This is a genomic window from Thermostichus sp. MS-CIW-23 (assembly GCF_054059455.1).
Map to the genome: position 1 here is coordinate 1 of NZ_JBSSCC010000023.1, position 24,020 is coordinate 24,020.

At 58.5% G+C, this 24,020-nt stretch carries 24 protein-coding genes, 1 tRNA gene and 1 pseudogene; 19 read left to right on the forward strand and 7 right to left on the reverse strand.

Translation table 11 applies throughout. The features are described 5' to 3' along the window. Window positions 1-135: 135 nt before the first annotated feature. The 5 genes from ACVW0B_RS09225 to dusB all read left to right on the forward strand — a co-directional run bounded on the left by ACVW0B_RS09225 (window position 136) and on the right by dusB (window position 3,648). Window positions 136-1,122, forward strand: a complete 987-nt coding sequence (locus ACVW0B_RS09225) for a ribonuclease Z (RefSeq protein WP_011433242.1) — start codon at window positions 136-138, stop codon at window positions 1,120-1,122. A 29-nt stretch (window positions 1,123-1,151) separates the two neighbouring features. Further along, a complete protein-coding gene (locus ACVW0B_RS09230; protein WP_414421656.1) occupies window positions 1,152-2,015 on the forward strand; it encodes an RDD family protein in 864 nt (287 codons plus the stop codon). 91 nt (window positions 2,016-2,106) lie between these two features. After that, window positions 2,107-2,301 carry a 50S ribosomal protein L33 gene (gene rpmG, locus ACVW0B_RS09235; protein ID WP_011433240.1) on the forward strand — a complete coding sequence of 65 codons (195 nt, stop codon included), beginning with the start codon at window positions 2,107-2,109 and terminating at the stop codon, window positions 2,299-2,301. Between the two features lie 29 nt (window positions 2,302-2,330). Next, window positions 2,331-2,546 carry a 30S ribosomal protein S18 gene (gene rpsR / locus ACVW0B_RS09240; protein WP_011433239.1) on the forward strand — a complete coding sequence of 72 codons (216 nt, stop codon included), beginning with the start codon at window positions 2,331-2,333 and terminating at the stop codon, window positions 2,544-2,546. Window positions 2,547-2,562: 16 nt separating this feature from the next. Continuing rightward, window positions 2,563-3,648: a tRNA dihydrouridine synthase DusB gene (dusB, locus tag ACVW0B_RS09245; RefSeq protein WP_457491515.1), complete on the forward strand. Its 1,086-nt coding sequence runs from the start codon at window positions 2,563-2,565 to the stop codon at window positions 3,646-3,648. A gap of 42 nt (window positions 3,649-3,690) precedes the next feature. Here the strand turns inward: dusB and ACVW0B_RS09250 are convergent. From ACVW0B_RS09250 to petB, 4 genes and pseudogenes are all read right to left on the reverse strand, one after another. Further along, window positions 3,691-3,874 (reverse strand): annotated as a pseudogene (locus tag ACVW0B_RS09250) (hypothetical protein); the annotation flags it as partial. 134 nt (window positions 3,875-4,008) lie between these two features. Beyond that, window positions 4,009-5,124: a 3-isopropylmalate dehydrogenase gene (gene leuB, locus ACVW0B_RS09255; protein ID WP_457394427.1), complete on the reverse strand. Its 1,116-nt coding sequence runs from the start codon at window positions 5,122-5,124 to the stop codon at window positions 4,009-4,011. A 207-nt stretch (window positions 5,125-5,331) separates the two neighbouring features. Beyond that, window positions 5,332-5,844: a cytochrome b6-f complex subunit IV gene (gene petD / locus ACVW0B_RS09260; protein ID WP_011433236.1), complete on the reverse strand. Its 513-nt coding sequence runs from the start codon at window positions 5,842-5,844 to the stop codon at window positions 5,332-5,334. A gap of 98 nt (window positions 5,845-5,942) precedes the next feature. Then, on the reverse strand, window positions 5,943-6,590 hold the full coding sequence (gene petB, locus ACVW0B_RS09265; protein ID WP_041436518.1) for a cytochrome b6: 648 nt from the start codon (window positions 6,588-6,590) through the stop codon (window positions 5,943-5,945). Between the two features lie 188 nt (window positions 6,591-6,778). Between petB and ACVW0B_RS09270 the strand changes: the two genes are divergently transcribed. The 4 genes from ACVW0B_RS09270 to ACVW0B_RS09285 all read left to right on the forward strand — a co-directional run bounded on the left by ACVW0B_RS09270 (window position 6,779) and on the right by ACVW0B_RS09285 (window position 11,067). Continuing rightward, window positions 6,779-8,056, forward strand: coding sequence for a S41 family peptidase (locus tag ACVW0B_RS09270; RefSeq protein ID WP_457491516.1), 1,278 nt, complete (start codon window positions 6,779-6,781; stop codon window positions 8,054-8,056). A 149-nt stretch (window positions 8,057-8,205) separates the two neighbouring features. Further along, window positions 8,206-8,760: a phycobiliprotein lyase gene (locus tag ACVW0B_RS09275; RefSeq protein ID WP_414341991.1), complete on the forward strand. Its 555-nt coding sequence runs from the start codon at window positions 8,206-8,208 to the stop codon at window positions 8,758-8,760. A 16-nt stretch (window positions 8,761-8,776) separates the two neighbouring features. Beyond that, complete coding sequence (locus ACVW0B_RS09280; RefSeq protein ID WP_011433231.1) at window positions 8,777-9,289, forward strand: tetratricopeptide repeat protein; 513 nt, start codon at window positions 8,777-8,779, stop codon at window positions 9,287-9,289. Window positions 9,290-9,726: 437 nt separating this feature from the next. Next, window positions 9,727-11,067, forward strand: a complete 1,341-nt coding sequence (locus tag ACVW0B_RS09285; RefSeq protein ID WP_457491517.1) for a hypothetical protein — start codon at window positions 9,727-9,729, stop codon at window positions 11,065-11,067. 123 nt (window positions 11,068-11,190) lie between these two features. Here the strand turns inward: ACVW0B_RS09285 and ACVW0B_RS09290 are convergent, their stop codons facing one another. Continuing rightward, a complete protein-coding gene (locus tag ACVW0B_RS09290) occupies window positions 11,191-11,508 on the reverse strand; it encodes a DUF3067 family protein (RefSeq protein ID WP_011433229.1) in 318 nt (105 codons plus the stop codon). A gap of 183 nt (window positions 11,509-11,691) precedes the next feature. Between ACVW0B_RS09290 and ACVW0B_RS09295 the strand changes: the two genes are divergently transcribed. Together ACVW0B_RS09295 and ACVW0B_RS09300 are read left to right on the forward strand one after the other, a co-directional pair. Then, window positions 11,692-12,210 (forward strand): cytochrome b6-f complex iron-sulfur subunit, encoded by a 519-nt coding sequence (locus tag ACVW0B_RS09295; RefSeq protein ID WP_457491518.1) that lies wholly within the window; start codon window positions 11,692-11,694, stop codon window positions 12,208-12,210. Window positions 12,211-12,332: 122 nt separating this feature from the next. Further along, complete coding sequence (locus ACVW0B_RS09300) at window positions 12,333-13,316, forward strand: apocytochrome f (RefSeq protein ID WP_414341986.1); 984 nt, start codon at window positions 12,333-12,335, stop codon at window positions 13,314-13,316. A 161-nt stretch (window positions 13,317-13,477) separates the two neighbouring features. Here the strand turns inward: ACVW0B_RS09300 and ACVW0B_RS09305 are convergent, their stop codons facing one another. Further along, complete coding sequence (locus ACVW0B_RS09305; protein ID WP_457491537.1) at window positions 13,478-14,290, reverse strand: PhzF family phenazine biosynthesis protein; 813 nt, start codon at window positions 14,288-14,290, stop codon at window positions 13,478-13,480. A 244-nt stretch (window positions 14,291-14,534) separates the two neighbouring features. On the opposite strand from ACVW0B_RS09305, the gene groES reads away from it, so the two are divergent. From groES to ACVW0B_RS09345, 8 genes are all read left to right on the forward strand, one after another. Then, window positions 14,535-14,846 carry a co-chaperone GroES gene (groES, locus tag ACVW0B_RS09310; protein ID WP_414380983.1) on the forward strand — a complete coding sequence of 104 codons (312 nt, stop codon included), beginning with the start codon at window positions 14,535-14,537 and terminating at the stop codon, window positions 14,844-14,846. A 90-nt stretch (window positions 14,847-14,936) separates the two neighbouring features. After that, window positions 14,937-16,571 carry a chaperonin GroEL gene (gene groL / locus ACVW0B_RS09315; RefSeq protein WP_011433224.1) on the forward strand — a complete coding sequence of 545 codons (1,635 nt, stop codon included), beginning with the start codon at window positions 14,937-14,939 and terminating at the stop codon, window positions 16,569-16,571. Between the two features lie 50 nt (window positions 16,572-16,621). Beyond that, window positions 16,622-16,816 carry a hypothetical protein gene (locus tag ACVW0B_RS09320; RefSeq protein ID WP_414400084.1) on the forward strand — a complete coding sequence of 65 codons (195 nt, stop codon included), beginning with the start codon at window positions 16,622-16,624 and terminating at the stop codon, window positions 16,814-16,816. Between the two features lie 93 nt (window positions 16,817-16,909). After that, on the forward strand, window positions 16,910-17,704 hold the full coding sequence (locus tag ACVW0B_RS09325) for a DUF429 domain-containing protein (RefSeq protein WP_457491519.1): 795 nt from the start codon (window positions 16,910-16,912) through the stop codon (window positions 17,702-17,704). Between the two features lie 115 nt (window positions 17,705-17,819). After that, window positions 17,820-18,983 carry a GuaB3 family IMP dehydrogenase-related protein gene (locus ACVW0B_RS09330; protein WP_457491520.1) on the forward strand — a complete coding sequence of 388 codons (1,164 nt, stop codon included), beginning with the start codon at window positions 17,820-17,822 and terminating at the stop codon, window positions 18,981-18,983. 41 nt (window positions 18,984-19,024) lie between these two features. Then, window positions 19,025-19,096 (forward strand) — tRNA-Val (locus ACVW0B_RS09335). Between the two features lie 299 nt (window positions 19,097-19,395). Continuing rightward, entirely contained in the window at window positions 19,396-20,988 is a 1,593-nt protein-coding gene (locus ACVW0B_RS09340) for an iron uptake porin (protein ID WP_457491521.1), read from the forward strand. 444 nt (window positions 20,989-21,432) lie between these two features. Then, window positions 21,433-23,025: an iron uptake porin gene (locus ACVW0B_RS09345; protein ID WP_457491522.1), complete on the forward strand. Its 1,593-nt coding sequence runs from the start codon at window positions 21,433-21,435 to the stop codon at window positions 23,023-23,025. 132 nt (window positions 23,026-23,157) lie between these two features. Here the strand turns inward: ACVW0B_RS09345 and ACVW0B_RS09350 are convergent, their stop codons facing one another. After that, complete coding sequence (locus tag ACVW0B_RS09350) at window positions 23,158-23,997, reverse strand: DUF6671 family protein (RefSeq protein ID WP_457491523.1); 840 nt, start codon at window positions 23,995-23,997, stop codon at window positions 23,158-23,160. Between the last annotated feature and the right edge of the window lie 23 nt (window positions 23,998-24,020).

Consider the following 24,020-nt stretch of genomic DNA (forward strand, 5'->3'; position numbering starts at 1 on the left):
GGGATACCGCCATTCTGGTTGGAAACAAACAGAATGCTATCGCTGCATAGTTGAACAGTGATGTTCAGCAGTGTTCAGCGTAAATGTATCAGCAATTGGTAAGCTAGGGATCCCAATCCCTGAGGTCTTGCCCCTGTGACAGATCCCAATGCCATTCGGATCACCTTTTTGGGCACCAGCTCCGGCATGCCCACCCGCCAGCGCAATGTCTCTGGGGTGGCGGTGCAGTTTCCCCAGCGGTCGGAATGGTGGCTGTTCGATTGCGGCGAGGGCACCCAGCACCAGTTGCTGCGCCTAGATGAGCTGCGCCCCAGCCAGTTGCGCCGCATTTTTATCACCCACATGCACGGGGATCACATCTACGGCCTGCCGGGGCTGTTGGCCTCCTGTGGCTTGGGCAGCACCCCTGAGCACATCGATATCTACGGCCCGCCGGGCCTGGAAGAGTACCTGAAGGCCGTGTTGCGCTACAGCGAGACGCGCATCCCCTATGGCTTCCGCGTTCACACCGTCGAAACCGGTCTCATCCTGCAAGAGCCGGAATACTCCGTCTTCTGCGCGCCCTTGGATCACCGGGTGCCCGCCTTCGGCTACCGCGTGGTGGAACAGGATCGGCCAGGCAGCTTTAATGTGGCCAAAGCCCAAGCCGATGGGATCCCCTTTGGCCCTCTGTATGGGCAGCTCAAGGCCGGCCAATCCATCATCTGGCAGGGCCGCTGCTTTCACGGACGGGATTATGTGGGGGATCCCATTCCGGGCCGCAAATTCTCCTACTGCACCGACACGATTTTCTGCCGCAATGCTGTTGATCTCTCCCGGGCTGCGGATCTGGTCATCCACGAGGCTACCTACGCTCAGGCTGACTTGGAGCTGGCCCGCCGCTCTAAGCATTCCACCGCCGCCATGGCCGCCCAAGTGGCCGCCGAAGCCAAGGCCCAAGCTTTGATCCTCACCCACTTCAGCCCCCGCTACACCCCAGAGGCCCCCATTACCTTGGAAGACCTGCTGGCAGAAGCTCAGGCCATTTTTCCCAATACCCTGCTGGCCCGCGATCGGCTGACCTACGAGATCCCCCGTCGCAGCCCGTCCCCTCTGCCGGTGGGTGTGGGCTTGCCTCGCTAGAATGGTAGAACTGACTGTCTCAACCGGCAATGACGGATCCCAGACCTTACCCCGAACGCCCCCAATTTCCAGAGCGGCCCAAAACCGAACAACTGGATCAAACTGCCAACGAATGGCGAGCCTTCAGCGCTTTGCCTCCTGCCACCTCTCTGCCCCCGGTTCAAGCCGAGCGGCCAGTCCCGCAAACGGCTGCTGAGGGGGAAACCCTGCCGAAATTGGCTCCCTGGAGCAAACGAATTGGGGCCTTTGCCCTCGACTTTGGGCTGGGGCTGGGGATCTCCTACCTAGCCCAAGGCTTGGCTGCTCTGGTAGGGGCCAATGCAGGCGCCGTGGACATGACCGGCTATCTCGCCTTCTTCGCCACCTGGCTGGTGAACCGCGGCTATTTCCAATCCCGTCCTGAGGGCCAAAGCCTCGGCAAATGGCTGCTGAACATCAAAACCCTGGATCCCGAGACCGAAGCCTCGCCGCACCTGGTTCGTTCTCTGGCTCGAGAGGGGGTGCTCTCCCTCTTTGTGCTTACAGAGGCCCTGCTGGTGCCTCTGGCTGCGGATGGGCTGTTTGCCGTCTTCGACAAGGAAAAACGCCAAACCATTCACGACCGCGCCGGACGCACCCTGGTCGTGGAAGCGGAGCGGGGCTATCACCTGGATGAAAAAGTCCTGCAGTTTTTGCAGGACATCCTAGAGGGGGACGCTGCTGACGACGTCAAATCGGCTGCTCGCGACCTGCTGCGCCAAGCCCAGCGCAATGACACCGTGCGGGATCTGTCCAAGCAGTTGCAGCGCCTGAGCAAAGATGTGGATCGCAACGCCCGTAGCCTACGGCAACAAACGGGCAAGCACGTGAAAACTTGGGTTGATTCCGTCAAGGAAAAGTTGGATAATTGGTGATCGCGCTTATTGAGGCAAACCCATATCTCCAGCCTTAGGGCCTGGGATTGCAGTTTCCTCATTGCCGTTTACCTTCGTCTTGGGATCCGTCATGGCTAAAGCAAAGGGTGCCCGCATCATCATCACCCTGGAGTGCACCGAGTGCCGCACCAACGTCAACAAGCGCTCTCCAGGTGTGAACCGCTATACCACCACCAAAAACCGCCGTAACACAACAGCCCGCTTGGAGCTGAAGAAATTCTGCCCTCACTGCAACCGCCACACCGTCCACAAAGAGATTAAGTAGTTCAAGCCGTTTCGCCGTTCTCCTGACCTATGGTTTACGCTCGCCGCCGCCTGTCTCCCATCAAGCCGGGAGAGCCCATTAGGTACACCGATGTGGAGCTGCTCAAGAAATTTGTGACCGAGCGAGGCAAGATCTTGCCCCGCCGCATCACCGGCCTGACCGCCAAACAGCAGCGGGAGCTCACTGCCGCGATCAAACGAGCGCGCATCATGGGTCTTCTTTACTTTGTCAACAAAGAGGGATAGCTTTCTCCGGATCCCGATGGGCCTGCAGCTTTCGCCGGAACTCCAAGCCCGCCTATCCCCACCCCTCGATATCGGTGGGGTCAAGGTTTTGAGTCGCGTCTTTCAGGCGCCACTGTCAGGGGTAACCGACCAGGTCTTTCGAGGGCTGGTACGCCGTTTTGCCCCCCACAGCTTGGTCTACACGGAAATGGTCAGTGCGACCGGCTTGCACTATGCCCGCCAGTTGCCCCGCATCATGGAGGTCGGCGAGGGAGAGCAGCCCATCGGCATCCAATTGTTTGATTGTCGGCCCGACTTTCTGGCGGAAGCGGCCCGCATGGCGGTGGACGAAGGGGCGACCTTGGTGGACATCAACATGGGCTGCCCGGTGAACAAGATTACCAAAAACGGCGGCGGCTCTTCTCTGCTTCGCGATCCCGACACGGCAGCGCGAATTGTGGAGGCGGTGGCCAACGCAGTGGAGGTGCCCGTAACCGTGAAAACGCGCCTGGGCTGGTCGGATCAGGAGATCAACATTTTGGATTTTGCCCACCGTCTGCAGGAGGCAGGGGCGCAACTGCTCACCCTGCATGCCCGAACACGCGCCCAAGGCTTCAACGGCAAAGCCCGCTGGGACTGGATCCGCCGCGTCAAACAGCACCTGCGCATTCCCGTCATCGCCAATGGGGACATTTTCTCGACAGCCGCAGCGGTGAAGTGTCTGGAGGAAACCGGCGCCGATGGGGTGATGTGCTCCCGCGGCACCATGGGCTATCCCTTTCTGGTGGGGGAAATCGATCACTTCCTGAAAACCGGTCAAGAAAGACCGGCCCCCACTCCCCTGGAGCGGATTCAAATGGCCTTAGAGCATCTGCGCGGTCTCTGGGAGTACAAGGGAGAACGTGGCATCCGTCAGGCCCGCAAGCACATGACTTGGTACATCAAAGACTTTGCCGGAGCCTCTCAATTCCGTGCTCTCCTCTGTCGCATTGAGACGGTGCAGGAAGGGGAAGCCCTGCTTCTTCAAGCCATGGAGCGCTGCCAAGAAGCCACACCTCGACCGGAAGAGGCCATTAGAACCACCGAGGAGGTCGACCTTCTCCCTGAAGCCGGTTGGGCGTAGCTGATACATTTACGCTGAACACTGCTGAACATCACTGTTCAACTATGCAGCGATAGCATTCTGTTTGTTTCCAACCAGAATGGCGGTATCCCGCAAAGCTTTGAGTAGAATACCCAAAGCGCAGTTTCCGTGTCGTCTTACTACCAATTTTCTGCTTTGCTTTGGCTACCATGTTGGCAGACTCGAAAGTAAACAGAAAGATCAACTGGTAGTAATCCGTATTGAACATATTATACATTATTTTCAGTATAGTTGAGCTTATTATTGACTAGAGTCATGCTCCAAGGATCCCCACAATTGGAAATTGCTTGGAAATCGCCGCACGTCTGCCTTGGCTGTAGCCTGTGGCCCCGAAAAAGGCTATTGCGCCTGCTGCTGGGACAGGGCTGCCACCAACTTTTCTCCCATTTCCTGGCAACCCACTAAAGTCATTCCCTCAGAGTAGAGGTCTGGGGTGCGGTACCCTTGCGCCAAAACGGCTTCTACCGCCTGTTCGATGCGGTCGGCAGCTTGCGGCTGATCCAGGGAGTAGCGGAGCATCAGGGCGCCGGAGAGCACCTGGGCAATGGGGTTGGCTTTGTCTTGTCCGGCAATGTCGGGAGCCGACCCATGTACCGGCTCGTATAGGCCGGGGCCAGAGGATCCCAGAGAGGCAGAGGGCAGCATACCAATAGAGCCGGTCAGCATGGCCGCTTCATCGGAGAGGATATCGCCGAAGAGATTGCCCGTGAGGATGACGTCGAACTGCTTGGGCCAGCGCACCAACTGCATGGCGGCATTGTCGATGTACAGGTGGGAAAGTTCCACCTCCGGGTACTCAGCCGCAATGACATTGACCCGCTCCCGCCACAGTTGCGACACCTCGAGAACGTTGGCTTTGTCCACCGAGCAGAGCTTGCGCCGGCGTTTGCGGGCCAGCTCAAAGGCAACTCGGGCGATCCGATCCACCTCAGCTTCGCTATAGACCATGGTGTTCACGCCGCGCCGAGATCCTTGGGCATCCGTGAAGATTCCCTTAGGTTGGCCGAAGTAAATGCCCCCCGTCAGCTCCCGCACTACCACCAGGTCGATCCCCGAGATCACCTCTGGCTTCAGGGAGGAGGCCCCCACCAGTTGAGGGAAGACTTTTACCGGGCGCAAGTTGGCAAACAGCCCCAGCCCCGCCCTCAAGCCCAACAAGGCCCGCTCCGGGCGTTTCTCAGGAGGCAGAGCGTCATACTTGAAGTCGCCGACAGCAGCCAGATAAACGGCATCGCTCTCTTGAGCCATTTTCAGGGTTTCTGCCGGCAAGGGATCCCCGGTCTGGTCGTAGGCAGCCCCGCCGATTAGGCCCTCTTGCCACTGGAGAGCAAATCCCATCTGCCGGGCAACTGCATCCAAAACGGCTCGTCCCACCCGCATGATTTCGGGGCCGATGCCATCTCCGGCAAGGGCTGTGATCCGATAGGTTCGAGCAGTGGGAGAAGGAGCGCTCATGAGCGGTCAAGCTGAAAACGAGGGCGTAGAGATACTACCACTTCGGCGGGCTGGCACATCCCTTGGCACACAGGTTTGCAGACAACTTCTCCAAAAAGCTCTCCAAAAGAGAAAGTGCAGCCCGGCCACCAACCTGCTGCACTCTGATGGTGATTCTGATGGTGATGATGACGATCAACCCATCAAGCGGGAGTCCCAGATGTTCTTTTAGAACAAGCCCAAGGTGACCCACTTATCCAAGGGCAAGGTGGCACCTATGCCCAGGTAGAGGGTGACCAAGGTGCCGATCAGGAACACCGTTGTCGCCACCGGACGGCGCAAGGGGTTTTGGAACTTGTTGACGTTTTCGATGAAGGGCACAAACAAGAGACCCACAGGAATGGCAGACATCAGAGCAATTCCCAACAGCTTGTTGGGAGCAATCCGCAGGATGTGGAAGGCGGGGTAGAGATACCATTCCGGCAGAATTTCCAGAGGCGTGGCAAAGGGATCCGCCGGCTCACCCACGCCTGCAGGATCCATAACCGACAGGCCAACGATCACTCCAATAGTGCCCAGGATCACCACCGGAAACATAAAGAGCAAATCGTTGGGCCAAGCGGGCTCACCATAGGTCATGTGGCCCATGTTTTTCTTCAGCTTGGCTACAACTTTGGGATTGTCTAGATCAACCTTGCGGGTAATGGCCTCGGTCGCTATCACCTGTTTTGAGACAGCCATGAGAGTTCTCCTTATCTAGGGACAAAAGTTCTGAAAAAGGGGCAGGTAAAGATCCCAGTTACCAGGAAAGTCAAAGGCGTCTGGGAGTCAAACCTTGCTCACAAAGGTCCAGAAATGCCTTGGCGGCGGATCATCAAAAAGTGCATGGTCATAAAGACTGCGGTCAGCCAGGGTAGCACGAAAGTGTGCAAGCTGTAGAAGCGAGTCAGGGTAGCTTGACCCACTGCTTCGCCACCCCGGATCAGTTGCACCAACAAGTCGCCCACCACCGGAATGGCACTGGGCACACCTGAGACGATCTTGACCGCCCAGTAGCCCACCTGATCCCAGGGCAGGGAGTAGCCGGTAACGCCGAAGGAGACGGTCAGCACCGCCAAGATCACGCCGGTTACCCAGGTCAGCTCACGGGGCTTTTTGAATCCCCCTGTCAGATAGACCCGGAAGGTGTGTAGGATCATCATCAGCACCATCATGGAGGCGCTCCAACGGTGGATGGAGCGCAACAGCCAGCCGAAGTTCACCTGGGTCATGATGTAGTTCACCGATTCAAAGGCCTCAGCCACCGTCGGACGATAGTAAAACGTCATGGCGAAGCCGGTGGCAAACTGAATTAAGAAGCACACCAGCGTCACCCCGCCGAGGCAGTAGAAGATGTTAACGTGAGGCGGAATGAATTTCCCTGTTGCGTCGTCGACGAAAGGCGTAATCTCCAGCCGCTCGTCCAACCAGTCGTAAACTTTGCTCATAATGCCTGCAATTCTTGAAATTGGATCTCGAGGGCGGGGCAAGCCCACTCTACTCAGCAATGTAACACAATCTTTTAACACCATCCTGGCGTCGGGCTCAGCTTGGGGACGAAGATCTCGATCCCAGGAGGCCAGGCAAGTTTTCGATATTGCGTTTTGTTCATGTTTCTTAATGTTTTTTGGGATCGATGGTTGTGCAGAAGCCGAGATACACAGGGATCCGCTGGAGAGGGTGGGGGATCCGCCTTGTCTTGCTTGGGTGTTTGCTCTGGGCGAGTTTGGGCATTGGCGCCTGTCCAGGGCAGGCCAGCCGCTGGGGAGAAGAGCAGCAACTGCTGGCGCAGGCTTGGGCCTATGTGGATCGGGCCTATGTGGATCCGGGGTTTAACGGGCAAAACTGGTGGCAGGTGCGGCAACGGTTTCTCTCCCGGCCCCTGAAGGAGCGCAAGCAGACTTACCAGGCCATCGAGGAGATGTTGGCCACTCTGGGGGATCCCTTTACCCGCTTTCTGGACAGAGAGCACTACCTCAGCCTGCAGACCTCTACAGCCGGCGAGCTGAGCGGTGTCGGCTTGCAGATTGCCATCGACGAGCAAGGCGCTGTGCGGGTGATTGCCCCCATGGAGGGCACTCCTGCCGAGCAGGCCGGGATCCAACCTCAGGATGAGATTTTGGCGGTGGATCGGGTGCCGGTGGCGGGGTTGAGTCTGGACGAAGTGGCCGAGCGGATGCGGGGGCGCAGTGGCACGCCGGTTACCTTGAAGCTGAAACGGCAGGATCGCATTTGGGAGGTGGAGCTGGTGCGCCAATCGATCACCATCAACCCCGTGCGCACCCGTTTTTTTGAGCTGCCTCAGGGATCGGTGGCCTACATTCGCCTCAGCCAGTTCAACGGCAATGCTGCCGCTCAAGTCCGCCAAGCCATTCGGGCCGCAGAAGCTCAAGGGGTGCGGGGCTACATTCTCGATTTGCGCAACAATCCGGGGGGACTCTTGCAGGCGGCCATTGAGATCGCCCGCTTCTGGATCCCCAAGGGTGACATTGTGCTGGTGACGGATCGCCACGGCATTCAGGACAGCATTCCCGCCACCGGCGAGGTGCTCACAGAGGCACCGCTGGTGGTCTTGGTGAACCAGGGCAGCGCCAGTGCCAGTGAAGTGTTGGCCGGGGCACTTCAGGACAGTGGGCGAGCTCAACTGGTGGGAACGCGCACCTTTGGCAAGGGGCTCATTCAATCCCTGCTGGAGCTGGCGGATGGATCGGGGCTGGCGGTGACCACGGCCAAGTACCTCACCCCCAGCGGCCACGACATTCATCGCCAGGGGATCCAGCCCGATGTGGTGGTGGCGGAGGGATCCGTTCCTCTGACGGCAGAAACCTTGGCCGGGCCGGAGGACATCCAGCTGCAGCGAGCCTTGGAGTTGTTGGGGCAGACCCAAGGGATCCCGGTGGCCAAAAGCCCGTGAGGAAGGGGATCCCACGGTAGAACTCAATCGTTGGCATTCAGGATTTGGATTCCTGGTTGTTTTCGATTCGTTTTAGGATCAGAGGCAGGGTTTTCTGGGCCACTTCTCGGCTCCAGCGCCGGTTTCTGACTCTGTCCGCTCCCGCCCGCATGAACGCCATCCAGAAATTTCACCACTTTTTCAACTGCTGCATTGGGGCTTGGCGCACAGAGCGCACCTACCATTACCTAGACCGTGGCGAGGTGGAGCGCTCCCGCACCGAGTTCACCATTCGCACTCTCACCCCTGAGCTCAAGCACAAGGTGCTCACCGACAACAACTACCCCAACCACAACGTGGATGGTTTTTTGGGCTTTCACTTGGCTTTTGAGACCGTTTCCGAAACGGGGGAGGAGGCCGGGCAAGAGCTGAACATGCTGTTCGTCCCTCGGCAGGAAACCCCCTTGGGGCTGCAGGGAGACTACCTGCGGGATCGGGCCTACGAGGAAGATCGCCCGATGGTGGCGGCTTTCCGGTTTGATCCCGGATCCCTGCAACTGGTGATGACCACCACCTACACTCGTGTGGTTGCTGTAGATACCATCACTCTACTGAATCCGCGCCTGCGCCTGCGGCAGATCCTTACCTACCAACGTCCCCCTCAGGGTCAGCCTTTGCAGGAGCTGTTGCTGGTGGGGTTTGGGGTAGAACAGAAGCTGACCTAGCCTGCGGATCCTGAGCATGACGCTTCCCAAAGACCTGAGATTGTCTCAGCACTTAGCTCTGATCCAGTTGAGGTTCGAGCGAGGACAATACCGGCAGGCGCTAGAGGAGGTTAAGCAGGCCCAAAGCCGCTATCCGCAGTCGGGTAAGCTACGGCTCTGGCAGGCCCTGGCCCAAGAAGCCCTTGGCGAAACGCAGGAGGCCATCCTGTTGGCCCAAACCTTGCTGCGCAACCCAGATCCAGAAGTCGCCCAGCAGGCTCGCTATGTCTTGGGTATCTGGCAAGCCCCTCGTCTGCGGCGTCCAGCGGAGTGGTTGAGCGAAATTCCCGATCTCAGCCGGCTGGAGGAAGCTGATCCCCCAGAGTACCGCTTGGCCTATGGGCGCTCCCAACGCAAAGGCCCTTCCCCAAGATCTGGGGATCCCCTCAGCCGCCGGGCAGCGGATCCCCCGTTGGACACTAAGCCCCTCATCTGGGTGTTGATCGGGATCCTCTCGACCCTGCTGGCCGTGATGGCTTGGCTGCCCTAGAGGGGGGTATAACCCTCGCCGCTGCTGGGTTAGTGGGGAGCATGCCTCTAACCCCCAAAACCCTGAACTTTGCTGAATTTACTGAGCTTTAGGCGGTTTGGCAAAAGTCATTGAGAGGGATATAGTAGACCAAGTTTCCCCCTGATCCTTGAGTCCACCGCAACGGTTGCCGAGAAGTGAAGGGGGAAAGCGCTCGGGGGGTATTCCTCAGGGCTTTGCGGGATACCGCCTTCCTGTTTGGACTCCGTCCCGCTGACGCGAACAGAGATAGGCAGGATGCGATCGCTTCTTTCCTGAACCATGTTCAGGAGAGTTCAGCGTGAATGTATCAGATACTGGGAATAGAGGAGACGCTAGGTCTAGCTCAGGGGAGCGGATCTGCGTCCTAGGGATCCCAAAGGCTCCTCGGCAATGGGGGCGGAAAGCGGAGGTTTAAAGTGGCTACCCAAACATTGGTGATGGATGCAGTGGAGCAGTTGGGCCTGCGGGTCACGCTGGGAGATATTGCATCCAGCACGGGCTTAGCTTTACACGAGGCCAAACAAGAGCTGCTGAATTTGGCCCAAAAGGCGGAGGGGCATCTCCAGGTTTCCCGGCAGGGGGAGATTACCTATGTTTTCCCGCCGGATTTTCGCAGCATTCTCAAGCGCAAGGAGCAGCAGGATCGGCTAGCAGCCCTGCGTCGCCGGTTGTGGAGGGGCTTCCTCTATGGGTTGCGCATCTCCTTTGGCATTCTGCTGGTGGTGTCAATTGTCTTGATCGTCCTGGCGTTGATTGCCTTGCAGATGGCCAGTAGCCGCGAGCAGGACAATCGCAGCCGATCGCGGGGGATAGGGTTTTATTACTTCCCCAACCTTTGGATCGGCAACCCCTTCTGGGATCCCTATCCCTACTATGGCAGCTACTCCGGTCGGACGCGCCCCCGCCAGCCGCAAAAATCCGAGCTGAACTTCCTGGAAGCGGTGTACAGCTTCCTCTTTGGGGACGGGGATCCCAATGCCAACCTGGAGGAGGAGCGCTATGCCCTCATTGGCCAACTGATTCGTGCCAATGGGGGGGTGATCGCAGCGGAACAGGTGTTGCCCTACCTGGATGTGGAGCCGGGATCCCCGGCCTTGGAATACGAAGATTACATGCTGCCCATTTTGCTCAAGTTCGACGGCCAGCCGGAGGTCAGCGAGGATGGGGACATTGTCTACCGCTTCCCAGAGCTGCAGGTGGCCGCCTCAGAGCGCAAGCCCAAGGGGATCCCCGAAGTGTTGCAGGAGAAACCTTGGGTGTTCAGCCGGGCCACGCCTGGTCAACTGACCCTGGCAGGAGGCTTGGGAGTTCTCAATTTCTTTCTGGCCGCCATTCTCTATGGGGCACGGGAGGAGGTGGCAGCGGCAGCCGGCAGCAATGCTTTTTTGGCCTTCATCTACCCGTTGATCGGCTTCCTCTTCCTCTACGGCACGCTGTTTTTGGCGGTGCCCGCCGTTCGGTGGTTGACCTTGCAAATCCGCAACCAGGGGGTGGAGCGTCGCAATCGTGTCCGGCAGCTTTGGCGAGAGCATCTGCAGCATCCCACAGAGGCGCTGCTGCGCAAACTCAACTTTGCCCGCCGCTTCCGCCGTCAGGAAGTTGTGCCAGAGTCAGACACCATTTACTCAACCGATCGGGATTTGATCGAGCAGCGGGACTACCGTCTGGACGAGCCGGCATTCCGCCAACTTTTGGAATCCAAAGCTCAGCAGGATCGCCCCGAAACCGAACAAGTGCGCCAGCAGCGTCCGCTCTAGAGAGGGCATGGCCTTTGGGCAAACTCCCGGTCTACCGTTTAGGCCGAGACAGATTCGAGTTTCTTGGCCAGCCGGCGAATCCAGCGCTTAGGTTTGCTTGGACTTCTTTCTCCCCAGGAGAACTCACAGCAACCACTCGGAGACTCGCTCCCCCACCTTCTGCAAATCCAGAGGAATGGCCACTGCCTTGCCCATACGGGGTCTCTGACGGGTGGCTTCGATTTCCCGACGCACCGCTTCCCACACCCCCCAAGCCTGCAAATGGGCCAGCACGTTCTCCAAGTGGGCCAAATACTCCGCCTCGCTCAAGGGGAAGGAGGGCTGCTCCAGATAGCGCCACATCACCAGCAACACCACCTTCTGCTGGATACGCCGCAGCTGCACGTCGTAGGAATAGCCCCACTTCTCGCGCAACAAAGCTTGAAAGTCGGATCCCTTCATCAGACTTGTCTGAGGCTGGCTTGGATCTGGCTCCAATCGCGCTGGGTGGGCCGCTCACCTTGGGAAGGAAGGCCACGGCCTCTTACAGCGTTACATTTCTTAACGATATTGGCCAGAGGGGTCGGTTAGGATGATGTCGCTTGTCAACGAACGTTAAAACTTCTCAGGTCTGCATTTGCCATTATGACGGAAGCGGTTAGCAACTTTGAAGCGCCCCCCATGAGCCGGCGGGTTCTTCTCAATGCCCTGCTCAGCGGCTCTGTGGGAGTCGTAGTGGTGGGCGCCCTCTACCCGGTGGTGAAGTACTTTATCCCGCCCTCTTCCGGTGGAGGGGGTGAGGGCCTCATCGCTCAGGACGCCCTCGGCAAGCCCATCAGCGTCAGTGAACTGTTGGCCACCCATGCCGCTACGGATCGGGTGCTGGCCCAAGGTTTGAAAGGGGATCCCACCTACATCGTGATCGACAACGGGGCGGTGGCCAACTATGGCCTCAACGCGGTTTGCACCCACCTCGGTTGCGTGGTGCCCTGGAATGTGGGGGAAAACTTGTTTAAGTGCCCTTGCCACGGATCCCAGTACGCGGCCAATGGCAAGGTGATCCGGGGACCGGCTCCCCGCTCGCTGCAGCTGGTGAGCGCCACTGTGGATGGCGACAACGTCCGCTTCAGCCCTTGGCAAGGCCCCGATTTCCGGGAAACCTAAAGGGCAAGGGATCCCGCTGGCTGTGCCGGCTTTTGCCGAACGATTTGGGGCAAATTGTCGAGATGGCTGTTCCAAGACTGTGTCCTAAACCTGTGATGGAAATTCATTCTGAGCTGAGAGTTATGAAGCGAATCTGCTTGGCCTTCTGTGGGCTGCTGCTGTTGCTGGGGATGGGGGCACGTCCGGCGGCAGCCTACCCCTACTATGCCCAGATGGCCTACGACAACCCCCGCGAGGCGACTGGAAAAATTGTCTGTGCCAACTGCCACCTGAACGCCATGCCCACTCGCGCCGAGGTGCCCCAGGCCGTCACCCCCGGCCAGGTGTTCACCATCAAAGTTGGGATCCCTTATGACCTGAGCAAGCAGCAGGTGCTGGCAGACGGCAGCAAGGGTGGGTTGAATGTGGGCGCGGTGGTGGTCTTGCCGGAGGGCTTCCGTTTAGCCACCGAAGCCGAGATGACCGAGGAACAACGGCAAGAAACTGCCGAGACCTACATCACCCCCTACAGCGACGCGAAGCCCAACATCCTCCTGGTCGGGCCTTTGCCGGGCGAGCAGCATCAAGAAATCGTCTTTCCAGTGGTGGCCCCTGACCCGAAAGAGGATCCCTCGGTGGCCTTCATGAAGTATCGCGTTTACATTGGGGCCAACCGGGGTCGCGGTCAGCTCAACCCCGACGGCAGCCTCAGCAACAACAACGTTTTCCGCGCTCCGGCCACCGGGCGTCTGGTCAACATTGCCACCCTCGACTCCGATATCAGCGATCTACCGGCTGAATTGGCCAGCCTGGTGCCCCCGGAATATGAGCTGCCGGGCACGAGAGTTCTCAGCTTCGAGACCGAAAGCGGGATCCAAAACCTGGTGGTGCCGCCTGGGCCGGAGCTGGTGGTTGCTGTTGGAGACAGCGTCAAAGAAGGGGATCCCGTCACCAACAATCCCAATGTGGGCGGCTTTGGCCAGGTGGAGCGGGATCTGGTGCTGCAAAGCCCGGATCGGGTGAAATGGCTGGTGGCCTTCCTGGCAGCCATTACCATTACCCAGGTGCTGTTGGTGCTGAAGAAAAAGCAGGTGGAGCTCATTCAAGCCGCCGAAATCCTCGGCTAGCTCAAGCTCTTTCCTGGCCTGCACCTCGGAGGTATCCGAGGTGTTTTTTGTTCTGTAGGGCTGATAGCAGTCGTGGTTTTTATTACCATCTATTTCAACTGCTCGCCCTAGCGGGCCGGAGGCCTTGTTCCCTGCCGCTAGCACCCTAGTCGACAACGGTTCTAAGGCAGCCTCAGCTCTCCTCTGATCACCAGCACCGCTTGCCCAGCAATCTCCACGCGAGAGCCGAGATCGCGACACCAGAGCTCCCCGCCGCGGCTGGATAGCTGGTGGGCCTGTAACTCAGAGCGACCCAGGCGTTTGGCCCAATAGGGCATCAAAAGACACTGGGCGGATCCCGTCACCGGATCCTCCGGGATCCCCAGCCGAGGGGCAAAAACGCGGCAGACAAAATCCGGCCCATTCCCCAGAGCCGCCCCAGAGGCTGTGACGATCAACCCCGGAACGGGGAGTGCTTGAACCTGGGCCAGATCCGGTTGCACCTGCTGCACCTGTCCCGCCGAAGCCAGCACCGCCACCCCCATACCCCCGCGGTACAGCTCCACAGGTGGGATCCCCAAAGCCGCTGCCACCTGCTCTTTGGCTTCTGGCCAAGGTTCCGGACTGCGAGCAGGAAAATCCATGGCCAGGCGATCCCCCTGCCGCCGCACCTGCAACAGGCCACTGCGGGTGGAAAAGGCTACCCTCTCCGCCTCAGGATGCACCTCGGTGAACAGCACATGGGCACCAGCCAAGGTGGCGTGGCCACAGAGATCCACCTCCGTCGTCGGCGTAAACCAGCGCAGCCCATAGTGGGGAACCTCGCCCTGGGATCCCTGGGGAAGTAAAAAAGCCGTCTCCGACAAATTGTTCTCTGCGGCAATGGCCTGCATCAGCGCCTGCGGCAGCTCCTGAGGCAGCAAACACACCGCCGCGGGGTTACCTGCAAAAGGCACTGCCGTAAACGCATCCACCTGAAACAACGGGATCCACACCTTCTCAACCAAGCCCAACTCAGGTCATGATCCCACAGCAGACCCCAAAGTAGGGGGATCCGCACCCCGACCGCACCTGCCAAAAGCGGGATCCCGCTGACAAAGGCTATTGTCAGGCCAGAAAGTTGGCTGATAAACTAGCACTCGTAAGTCGAGAGTGCTAAGTCGCTTCCCTTCGGGGAAGTGGAACTAATGGAAATGAAAACTTCAGCTTCGTGCTTTAGGATCACGGAGGACATTCGTCATGGCTGCAGTAGCTCTTAACGTCTCTACCCTGAAGCCGCTGGGCGACCGCGTGCTGGTCAAAATCGCTCAGCAAGATGAGAAAACCGCAGGTGGGATCTTCTTGCCGGACACTGCCAAGGAAAAGCCCCAGGTGGGGGAAGTGGTTGCTGTTGGCCCTGGCAAGCGCAATGACGACGGCAAGCTGATCCCGATGGAACTGAAAGCCGGCGACAAAGTGCTCTACTCCAAGTACGCCGGAACCGAGGTCAAGCTGGGCAGCGACGAATATGTGCTGTTGGCCGAGCGGGACATTCTCGCCATTGTTCAGTAATGGTCAGTGATTCAGCAGCAGTTCAACGAACGATTGAATCCTTGAGACTCTGTTTCACCCTTACCTGCATTTGCATCGGAGAGGTTGACTATGGCCAAATCAATCATCTTCAGTGAAGAAGCCCGCCGCGCTCTAGAGCACGGCATGGATATTTTGGCAGAAGCCGTAGCCGTTACCCTGGGTCCCAAAGGGCGCAACGTCGTGCTGGAGAAGAAGTTTGGCGCCCCCCAAATCATCAACGACGGGGTAACCATTGCCAAAGAAATCGAGCTGGAAGACCACATTGAGAACACAGGCGTTTCCTTGATCCGGCAGGCGGCTTCCAAGACCAATGACACGGCTGGGGATGGCACCACCACGGCCACGGTCTTGGCTCACGCCATGGTGAAAGAAGGTCTGAAAAACGTGGCTGCCGGCGCCAACCCGATTGCCCTAAAGCGAGGGATCGACAAGGCGGTGAAGTTTTTGGTAGACAAAATCGCCGAGCATGCCCGCCCGGTGGAAGATTCCAAAGCCATTGCCCAGGTGGCGGCCATTTCCGCCGGTAACGATGAAGAGGTGGGCCGCATGATTGCCGAGGCCATGGACAAGGTGGGCCGCGAAGGGGTGATCTCCCTGGAAGAAGGCAAGTCCATGACCACCGAGCTGGAAGTGACGGAAGGGATGCGCTTCGACAAGGGCTACATCTCCCCTTACTTCGTCACCGATACCGAGCGGATGGAAGCGGTTCTGGAAAACCCCTACATCCTCATCACCGACAAGAAGATCACCCTGGTGCAAGACCTGGTACCGGTTCTGGAGCAGGTGGCCCGCGCCGGTCGTCCTCTGCTGATCATCGCCGAAGACATCGAGAAAGAAGCGCTGGCTACCCTGGTGGTGAACAAGCTGCGGGGTGTGCTGAGCGTGGTGGCGGTGAAAGCGCCTGGCTTTGGGGATCGCCGCAAGGCCATGCTGGAAGACATCGCCATCCTGACCGGTGGTGAGGTAATCAGCGAAGAGCGCGGCCTGAAGCTGGAGAACGCTCGCCTCGATTCCTTCGGCACTGCCCGTCGCGTCACGGTGACCAAGGACAACACCACCATCGTGGCGGAAGGCAACGAAGCGGCTGTGAAAGCCCGTTGCGAGCAAATTCGTCGCCAAATTGAGGAAACCGACTCCACCTACGACAAAGAAAAACTGCAAGAGCGCTTGGCCAAACTCTCCGGCGGTGTAGCGGTGATCAAAGTGGGCGCGGCCACCGAAACCGAGATGAAAGACCGCAAGTTGCGCCTGGAAGATGCCATCAACGCCACCAAAGCGGCGGTAGAAGAAGGGATCGTTCCCGGCGGCGGCACCACCTTGGCACACCTGATCCCGGTGGTGACTGAGTGGGCGCAAGCCAATCTGTCCGGCGATGAACTGGTGGGGGCCAACCTGGTCGCCCGCGCTCTGGGCGCTCCGCTGCGCCGCATTGCTGAGAACGCCGGCCAAAACGGCTCCATTGTGCTGGAGCGGGTGAAAGACAAGCCCTTCAACACCGGCTACGATGCCCAGAACGACGCCTTCGTGGATATGTTCGAAGCGGGCATTGTAGACCCGGCCAAGGTTACCCGTTCCGCCCTGCAAAACGCCGCTTCCATTGCGGGGATGGTGCTGACCACCGAAGCAATCGTGGTGGACAAGCCCGAGCCCAAAACCAACACGCCGGCAAGCAGCGGCAGCGGCATGAGTGACTACGACTACTGATCTGTTGATTGCCACAGGGAGGCGGATCCCTGAGGCTCACCGAAGAGCCCATGGGCACTTCGCTTCCTGGCCAGGCATCTTGGATGAATCTTTCGGGATCCCCTGGTGGGATCCCTTTTTTATGGATTTTTATTTTTTATCAAGACAGGCGAGCTGGCGGGATCATTCCCAATACCCATGCAACAGCAGCGCAACTGTCTGTGACGTTGATCCCCCTCTACCTTTGGGAGAGGGGCTGGGGGTGAGGGCGCCGGAGCCATGCAATCGGGAACTGCCTCAAACTGGTTTTTTGATAACGACTCTGATTCTGTCCAACTTGAAGAGAAGGGGAAGGCGGTGTGGCTCAGTTGATCTGCATTGGCCTGGATCTGGCCTGGTCAACCCGCAACCCTTCCGGTCTGGCCACGCTGCGAGTCCAGCTCGGGGATCCCGGCAGGCAAAACTTGACAGGCCATCTGGTCGATAGCCGCATTCTCCAAACGGATGAGGAGATCCTGGACTACATTCAAGCTCAGGCGGGCGAAGATCCCTGCTTGGTGGCGGTGGATGCGCCCTTGCGGGTTCCCAACCTCAGCGGACAGCGACGGGCCGAGGCAGAACTGAACCAGGTGTTTCGCGCCTACGCAGCCGGGGCCCACCCGGCCAACCGCCGGCTTCTAGAAAAAAACGGCCAGGTGAGAGGAGAAGCCCTGGTGCAAGCCCTATCCCGCTATGGCTTTCGGGAGCAGGCCAACATCGAGCGAGGAAAGCTTACCCGCCAAGTGACCGAGGTCTTCCCCCACAGCGCCTTGGTCAGCCTCTTTGGCCTCAGCCGCACCCTGAAATACAAGGCTCGCCCCCGACGCACCTGGCCGGAACGGCAACAAGCCTGGCAGCTTTACCAGCATCATCTGCGCTCTCTAGCCGCCGCTGACCCAGCTCTCCAGGGCCACGAGGAGCTGCTTCAAGGGGAGGTGGGATCCCTCAAGGGCCGTCGGCTCAAAAACTACGAAGATCAAGTGGATGCGTTGATGTGTGCCTACATCGCCCTCTACGGGTTCCGCTGGGGATCCGAGCGCTGCCGCAGTTTCGGCAACCTGCAAGAAGGGCACATTTTCACGCCCTTGCCCCCTCGAACCTCTGAGGCTGATTGAGACCCGCTCCGGGATCGCAGGTGGAAATCCCAACCAGAAGAACAAAACTCTCGCTAGCCTTGGATCCCTCCTTGGCGGCATGATAAAAACAAGGGATCCGCAGAACAGGGGAAAAATGGACGTGCAACTGGGCCGCAATCGGCAGGCAAGACGCGCTTACGGGCTGGATGAAATCGCGCTGGCCCCAGGCAGACGAACGCTGGATCCCAGCCTGGTGGACACCCACTTCACTCTGGGAGGGATCCAACGGCAAATCCCCATCATCGCCAGCGCCATGGATGGCGTGGTGGATGTGCGAATGGCCATTTTGCTCTCGGAGCTGGGAGCTTTCGGGGTGTTGAACCTGGATGGCATCCAAACCCGCTACGCCGATCCCGATGAGGTTTTGGCTCAGATCGCGTCGGTGGGCAAAGACGAGTTTGTGCCTCTGATGCAGCGCCTCTACAGCGAACCTGTAAAGCCGGATCTGATTCAAGAGCGCATCCGCCAAATCAAGGCCGGTGGCGCCATTGCAGCAGCCAGCAGTGTGCCCGCCCACGCCGCCCAATACGGCCCCCTGGTGGCTGAAGCCGGGGGGGATCTGTTCTTCGTTCAGGCCACGGTAGTTTCCGTCCACCACAAGGTGCCCGAGGGCATGCAGAAGCTGGATCTGGCCCAATTTTGCCGGTCGATGCCCATTCCTGTTGTGGTGGGCAACTGCGTCACCTACGATGTCGCCCTGGAGCTGATGCAGGCCGGAGCTGCCGGTGTCCTGGTGGGGATCGGCCCTGGCGCTGCCTGTACTTCCCGGGGCGTGCTGGGGGTGGGGGTACCACAGGCTACAGCGATTGCCGACTGTGCCGCTGCACGGGAGCAGTTTTTGGCGGAAACCGGCGCCTACGTTCCCATCATTGCCGATGGCGGATTGGTGACCGGCGGCGATATTTGCAAGGCCATCGCCTGTGGAGCGGACGCAGTGATGATCGGATCCCCCTTGGCCCGCGCCCATGAAGCCCCCGGTCGCGGCTTTCACTGGGGCATGGCCACCCCCAGCCCCATCTTGCCCCGCGGCACCCGCATCCGCGTGGGATCCACCGGCACCTTGGAAGAAATCTTGCGCGGCCCCGCCCGCCTGGACGACGGTACCCACAACCTCTGGGGCGCCCTGCGCACCAGCATGGCCACCTTGGGGGCTGCCAATCTTCGAGAAATGCAGCAGGTGGAGATCTGCATTGCCCCTTCCCTGCTCACCGAGGGGAAGGTGTACCAGAAGGCGCAAAGCCTGGGCATGGGGAAATAGTCCCTTGGGAATGCTAAACTCGGTGGACTGGGATCCCTCGGGGGCGGTTAGCTCAGCGGTAGAGCGCCTGCCTTACAAGCAGGATGTCACTGGTTCGAGTCCGGTACCGCCCATCCCCACCGGAGCTTGCAGCTTGAGAGCTCTGTCTCAGTTTGAGATACACCCGCTAGCCAGAGCCGGATCCCTGAGGTAGAGTAGTGGATATCGAGCCTCGATCATCTACCGCAGTTGGGTCTCGCATTGAGTCTTGCCCAGAAAGTGTGTAAAGTGGTAGACGATGTGGATTTCGGCTGTATTATGTCTTCCCAGAGTCCCCAATTGCCAGGCTCGTTGTTGAGGTAGGCAGTTTGTCGCTTCTATGAGGACATCCCTACAGCCAAAAAGGTGTGAGGAAAAGAACAAGGAGAGAAACATGCCCGCGAAACACGCGAACTACTGGAAAACGCTGCTGGCCGGCACTCTGGGTGCAGCAGCAATCCTGACCCCTGGAGTGGCTTATGCCCAAGCTACCGGGCCGGTCACCTCCATCTCTGAGCTTTCGGATGTGCAGCCCACCGACTGGGCTTTCCAAGCGCTGCAATCCTTGGTGGAGCGCTACGGTTGTATTGCCGGCTACCCCGACCGCACCTTCCGCGGCAACCGGGCTATGACTCGCTTTGAGTTTGCCGCCGGTATGAACGCCTGCTTGGATCGCATCAATGAGTTGATTGCAGCCGGTTTGGCCGACAAAGTCTCCAAGGAAGACTTGGCCACTCTGCAGCGCTTGCAAGAGGAATTTGCTGCTGAGCTGGCAGCCCTGCGCGGGCGGGTGGATGCCCTGGAAGCCGATGTTACTGATTTGAAAGGGAAGGTCTTCAACCCGGTTACCAAGTTGAATGCCCAAGTCATCGCCGCTGTTGTAGGCAGCGCTCTCACGGAAGACAGAGTTGTTGATGGGAAGGTAGTAGCCGAGCAAAACCAAGCCAACATGACTCTTCCCTATCGGGTACGCTTGAACTTCGATGCTTCTTTTGTGGGTCGCGATCGCCTGCGCATTCGTCTCCAAGCTCGCGATGCTGTGACTGAGTTCTTTGATGGGGATCCCGGCCTTGGCTTTGGCGGTGGTGGCGGTGGCACTTTCACCCTGGCCCAGCTGGTTTATCAATTCCCTGCTTTCGACCGCGCTGCTACTATCTACACGGGCATTACGGGTACGGGAGTGGGGGGCGTTCTGCAGTACAGCACGCCCTTTGATGCCCTGTCGAAGTTTGCCGATCCTCCCAAATCTACGGCAGATGTGCCCAGCGGAACCCTATTTGGCTTCCGCTATCGCCTGAGTGACCAGTTTCGTTTAGCCTACGCCTACAGCACCAGAAGAGGGCAAGCCTTGGGGAGAGGCTTTGGCGACAGTGGCTTGACAGGTGATGATAGCGCCCACGTCGTTGAGCTGGGCTTCTTGCCGACAAAGGGTCTGGAGTTCTACCTCCAATTTGCTTCCACCTACCTGCAGCAGGCGAACGACGGCCCCACCTTCCTGGCCACGGGTAAAAGTCTCTTCCGTGGACCGGTCCGTGGACCGGTAAGAGGAACTCGGGTAGATGTCTCTGCACGGGTGAATGCTTTTACGTTCGCAGCCAACTGGGAGATCAGCCCTCGCATTACCTTGTCTGGCTGGTTTACGGCTGGCAATGTGGATTACAACCTGCCCAATGTGGTACCGGCTGGTACTGTTGATCCGGGAGAGGAAGACTTTAACGGTCTCCTCCTTGGCTTTGTTTTCCCCGACCTCTTCGTGGAGGGTGCCAAAGGTGGTATTGTGTTTGGCCAGCCAATTGTGACTGCCGACAACGACGGAGTGTGGGATACTCGCCCCTTCGTTGTGGACGTCTACTACAGCTTCCCGGTCAACGAGTACATTACTCTAACGCCTGCTGCCTACTTTGTGAGCAACCCCAATGGCGGCAGACCCGGAGACAACGACCCAACCATTGGCGTGGGGGCTTTGCGAGCTGTGTTTACTTTCTAGTTCATAGCTCCTCACGCTTACAGCCAAATTGCCAGGCAGGGATCCACTACGGTGGATCTCTTCATTAAATAAGAATAATCAACTCCTCTGTGGGGATAAGGATGCTGGCATTGAAGAGCTTGAGGTTGAGCTTAAGACGAGGCCATGGGCTACAAAAAGCGCACTGCGTGAGATCTGCCCAGGTCTTTGCCACAGGCTCGGTGTAGGTGTGAGAATGGCGGGAACAGATACCCATGTCTTGGCCACAGATGTGGGGACACCGCATTAACTGTAGGGCAGACCGGACAGCAAGAGGATGTGGACTTCGGCAGTATCATAATCTCCACATCATGTCTTCACCAAAGTCCGCAGTTGCCAGACTTGTTCTTGAGTTAGGCAATTGGTTACCTCTAGAAGACATCCCTACAGCCAAAAAGGTGTGAGGAAAAGAACAAGGAGAGAAACATGCCCGTGAAACACGCGAACTACTGGAAAACGCTGCTGGCCGGCACTCTGGGTGCAGCGGCAGTCTTGACCCCTGGAGTGGCTTATGCCCAAGCTACCGGGCCGGTCACCTCCATCTCTGAGCTTTCGGATGTGCAGCCCACCGACTGGGCCTTCCAAGCGCTGCAATCCTTGGTGGAGCGCTACGGTTGTATTGCCGGCTACCCCGACCGCACCTTCCGCGGCAACCGGGCTATGACTCGCTTTGAGTTTGCCGCCGGTATGAACGCCTGCTTGGATCGCATCAATGAGTTGATTGCAGCCGGTTTGGCCGACAAAGTCTCCAAGGAAGACTTGGCCACTCTGCAGCGCTTGCAAGAGGAATTTGCTGCTGAGCTGGCAGCCCTGCGCGGGCGGGTGGATGCCCTGGAAGCCGATGTTACTGATTTGAAAGGGAAGGTCTTCAACCCGGTTACCAAGTTGAATGCCCAAGTCATCGCCGCTGTTGTAGGCAGCGCTCTCACGGAAGACAGAGTTGTTGATGGGAAGGTAGTAGCCGAGCAAAACCAAGCCAACATGACTCTTCCCTATCGGGTACGCTTGAACTTCGATGCTTCTTTTGTGGGTCGCGATCGCCTGCGCATTCGTCTCCAAGCTCGCGATGCTGTGACTGAGTTCTTTGATGGGGATCCCGGCCTTGAGTTTGGCGGCCGTGGCGGCGGCACTTTCACCCTGGCCAAGCTGATCTACCAATTCCCAGCTTTCAACCAAGCAGCTACCATCTACACGGGTATCGTTGGCTCAGGTGTGTTCGATGTATTCAACTACAGCACACCCTTCGAAGCTCTCTCCGACTTTGCTGATGCTCCCAACTCCACGGCGGACGTGCCAGGTGGAGCTCTGTTTGGCTTCCGCTACCGACTCTCGGATCAACTACGCTTGGCCTACAGCTACAGCACCAGGAACGCTCAAGCCTTGGGCAAGGGCTTCGGCGACAGCGGTATAACCGGTAGCGACAGTGCCCACGCGGTGGAGCTGGGCTTCCTGCCGAACGAAAACCTGGAGATCTACCTGCAGTTTGCCAGTACCTATCTGCAGAAGGCAAACGATGGCCCTGAGTTCTTGGCCAACGGTACAGCTCTTTTCCGTGGCCCTCTGCGGGGGACGAGGGTAGAGAGGGTAGATGTTTCTGCCCGTGTCAATGCTTTCTCGGTGGCAGCCAACTGGGAGCTTAGCCCTCGAATTACCGTATCCGGCTGGTTTACTGCTGGCAATGTGGATTACAACTTGCCCAACGTGGTGCCAGCTGGCACTGTGGATCCGGGTGAGGAAAACTTTAATGGTTTCCTCTTTGGCTTTGCTTTCCCGGATCTCTTCATTGAGGGTGCTCAGGGCGGTGTGGTGTTTGGCCAACCGATTGTCAGCACCGAGGAGGGAGTTTTTGACAGCCGTCCTTTCATCGTGGATGTTTACTACAGCTTCCCGGTGAACGAGTACCTCACCCTTACCCCGGCAGCCTACTTTGTGAGCAATCCCAATGGTGGGCCTAGCAAGTCTGGGGATACCGATCCAACCATCGGCGTGGGTGTCTTGCGGGCTGTGTTTGCTTTCTAGTTCCCAGAGTCCTTACGCTGACATTCAAGTCGTTAAGTTAAGTAGGGATCCACTGGGTTGGATCCCTATTTTCTTACATCAGCCCCTCTGGGGGGATGAAAGCCTGGGCTTGACGTCAAGCTTGGGACAAAGCTAGGGATTACAAAAGGCACACTGAGCGGGATCCGCCCAGGGCTCTGCCACAGGCTCGGTGTGGGTGTGGGAACAGCGGGAACAGCCATATACCCATGCCTTGGTCACAGGGGTAGGGGCGCCACATTGACCGCAGGGCAGTCCAGAGACCGAGCGGATCTGCCAGTAGCCAGGAGTGCCGCAGGCCGGGCACAGGCTTTGGGCTTTGGCGATTAGGTTTTGGGTGGCGGCTGCGATGACTTGGAGCCGGGTTGGGTTGTACAGGGCCCGCATGTCGGTTTCCAGATGCAGGCCACCCTGCCGAGCCAGCAGCTCCCCCACCACCTGCTTCAGGGTCTCTTCATCTTGGATTCCTTTGTGGATGACCTGAGGCTTTTCTGGCCGGTCGAGGGCAATCAGGGCATGCTGGGGAAAACCCGCTTTCTGGGCAAAGTCCAGCGCCTCTGCAAAGCTGTGTACCCAGCGATGGCTGAAATTGGTTTGGGTGCTCTCTGCATAGCCGACCAGCTCCAAGGGCTCCGCGCCGGGTTCAAAAACCCTGAGCATGACCCACTCCTGATTCCAAGGGATCCAAGGGATCTGGGGGTGGGGGCCAAAGGATCCCTCGCTGGCCAAGCCCAGAGCTTCAGGATGATCCTGCAAAGCCCTTGCAATCTTCAGGCGCAGAGTGTGGATGGGATCCCCCGGTCGGGGCCGCTCCCGCGAGAAGGTGCCCAGTTGGTCGGTGTCGAAAGCTACTACTTGAACTTGGATCCCCAAATGTTCGGCCAAGAGAGGGCCGATGACCTGCTCTTTGCGATGCATGGTTGCCAAGTAGGCGACCCGACCCTTCCATTGCATAGACTTAGACTTAACCTAGATCT

Coding starts and splice junctions, on each gene's coding strand:
- ACVW0B_RS09230 (WP_414421656.1), top strand. CDS start 1,152: ATGACGGATCCCAGACCTTACCCCGAACGCCCCCAATTTCCAGAGCGG.
- rpmG (WP_011433240.1), top strand. CDS start 2,107: ATGGCTAAAGCAAAGGGTGCCCGCATCATCATCACCCTGGAGTGCACC.
- rpsR (WP_011433239.1), top strand. CDS start 2,331: ATGGTTTACGCTCGCCGCCGCCTGTCTCCCATCAAGCCGGGAGAGCCC.
- dusB (WP_457491515.1), top strand. CDS start 2,563: ATGGGCCTGCAGCTTTCGCCGGAACTCCAAGCCCGCCTATCCCCACCC.
- leuB (WP_457394427.1), bottom strand. CDS start 5,124: ATGAGCGCTCCTTCTCCCACTGCTCGAACCTATCGGATCACAGCCCTT.
- petD (WP_011433236.1), bottom strand. CDS start 5,844: ATGGCTGTCTCAAAACAGGTGATAGCGACCGAGGCCATTACCCGCAAG.
- petB (WP_041436518.1), bottom strand. CDS start 6,590: ATGAGCAAAGTTTACGACTGGTTGGACGAGCGGCTGGAGATTACGCCT.
- ACVW0B_RS09270 (WP_457491516.1), top strand. CDS start 6,779: ATGGTTGTGCAGAAGCCGAGATACACAGGGATCCGCTGGAGAGGGTGG.
- ACVW0B_RS09275 (WP_414341991.1), top strand. CDS start 8,206: ATGAACGCCATCCAGAAATTTCACCACTTTTTCAACTGCTGCATTGGG.
- ACVW0B_RS09280 (WP_011433231.1), top strand. CDS start 8,777: ATGACGCTTCCCAAAGACCTGAGATTGTCTCAGCACTTAGCTCTGATC.
- ACVW0B_RS09290 (WP_011433229.1), bottom strand. CDS start 11,508: ATGAAGGGATCCGACTTTCAAGCTTTGTTGCGCGAGAAGTGGGGCTAT.
- ACVW0B_RS09295 (WP_457491518.1), top strand. CDS start 11,692: ATGACGGAAGCGGTTAGCAACTTTGAAGCGCCCCCCATGAGCCGGCGG.
- ACVW0B_RS09300 (WP_414341986.1), top strand. CDS start 12,333: ATGAAGCGAATCTGCTTGGCCTTCTGTGGGCTGCTGCTGTTGCTGGGG.
- groES (WP_414380983.1), top strand. CDS start 14,535: ATGGCTGCAGTAGCTCTTAACGTCTCTACCCTGAAGCCGCTGGGCGAC.
- groL (WP_011433224.1), top strand. CDS start 14,937: ATGGCCAAATCAATCATCTTCAGTGAAGAAGCCCGCCGCGCTCTAGAG.
- ACVW0B_RS09320 (WP_414400084.1), top strand. CDS start 16,622: ATGGGCACTTCGCTTCCTGGCCAGGCATCTTGGATGAATCTTTCGGGA.
- ACVW0B_RS09330 (WP_457491520.1), top strand. CDS start 17,820: ATGGACGTGCAACTGGGCCGCAATCGGCAGGCAAGACGCGCTTACGGG.
- ACVW0B_RS09340 (WP_457491521.1), top strand. CDS start 19,396: ATGCCCGCGAAACACGCGAACTACTGGAAAACGCTGCTGGCCGGCACT.
- ACVW0B_RS09345 (WP_457491522.1), top strand. CDS start 21,433: ATGCCCGTGAAACACGCGAACTACTGGAAAACGCTGCTGGCCGGCACT.
- ACVW0B_RS09350 (WP_457491523.1), bottom strand. CDS start 23,997: ATGCAATGGAAGGGTCGGGTCGCCTACTTGGCAACCATGCATCGCAAA.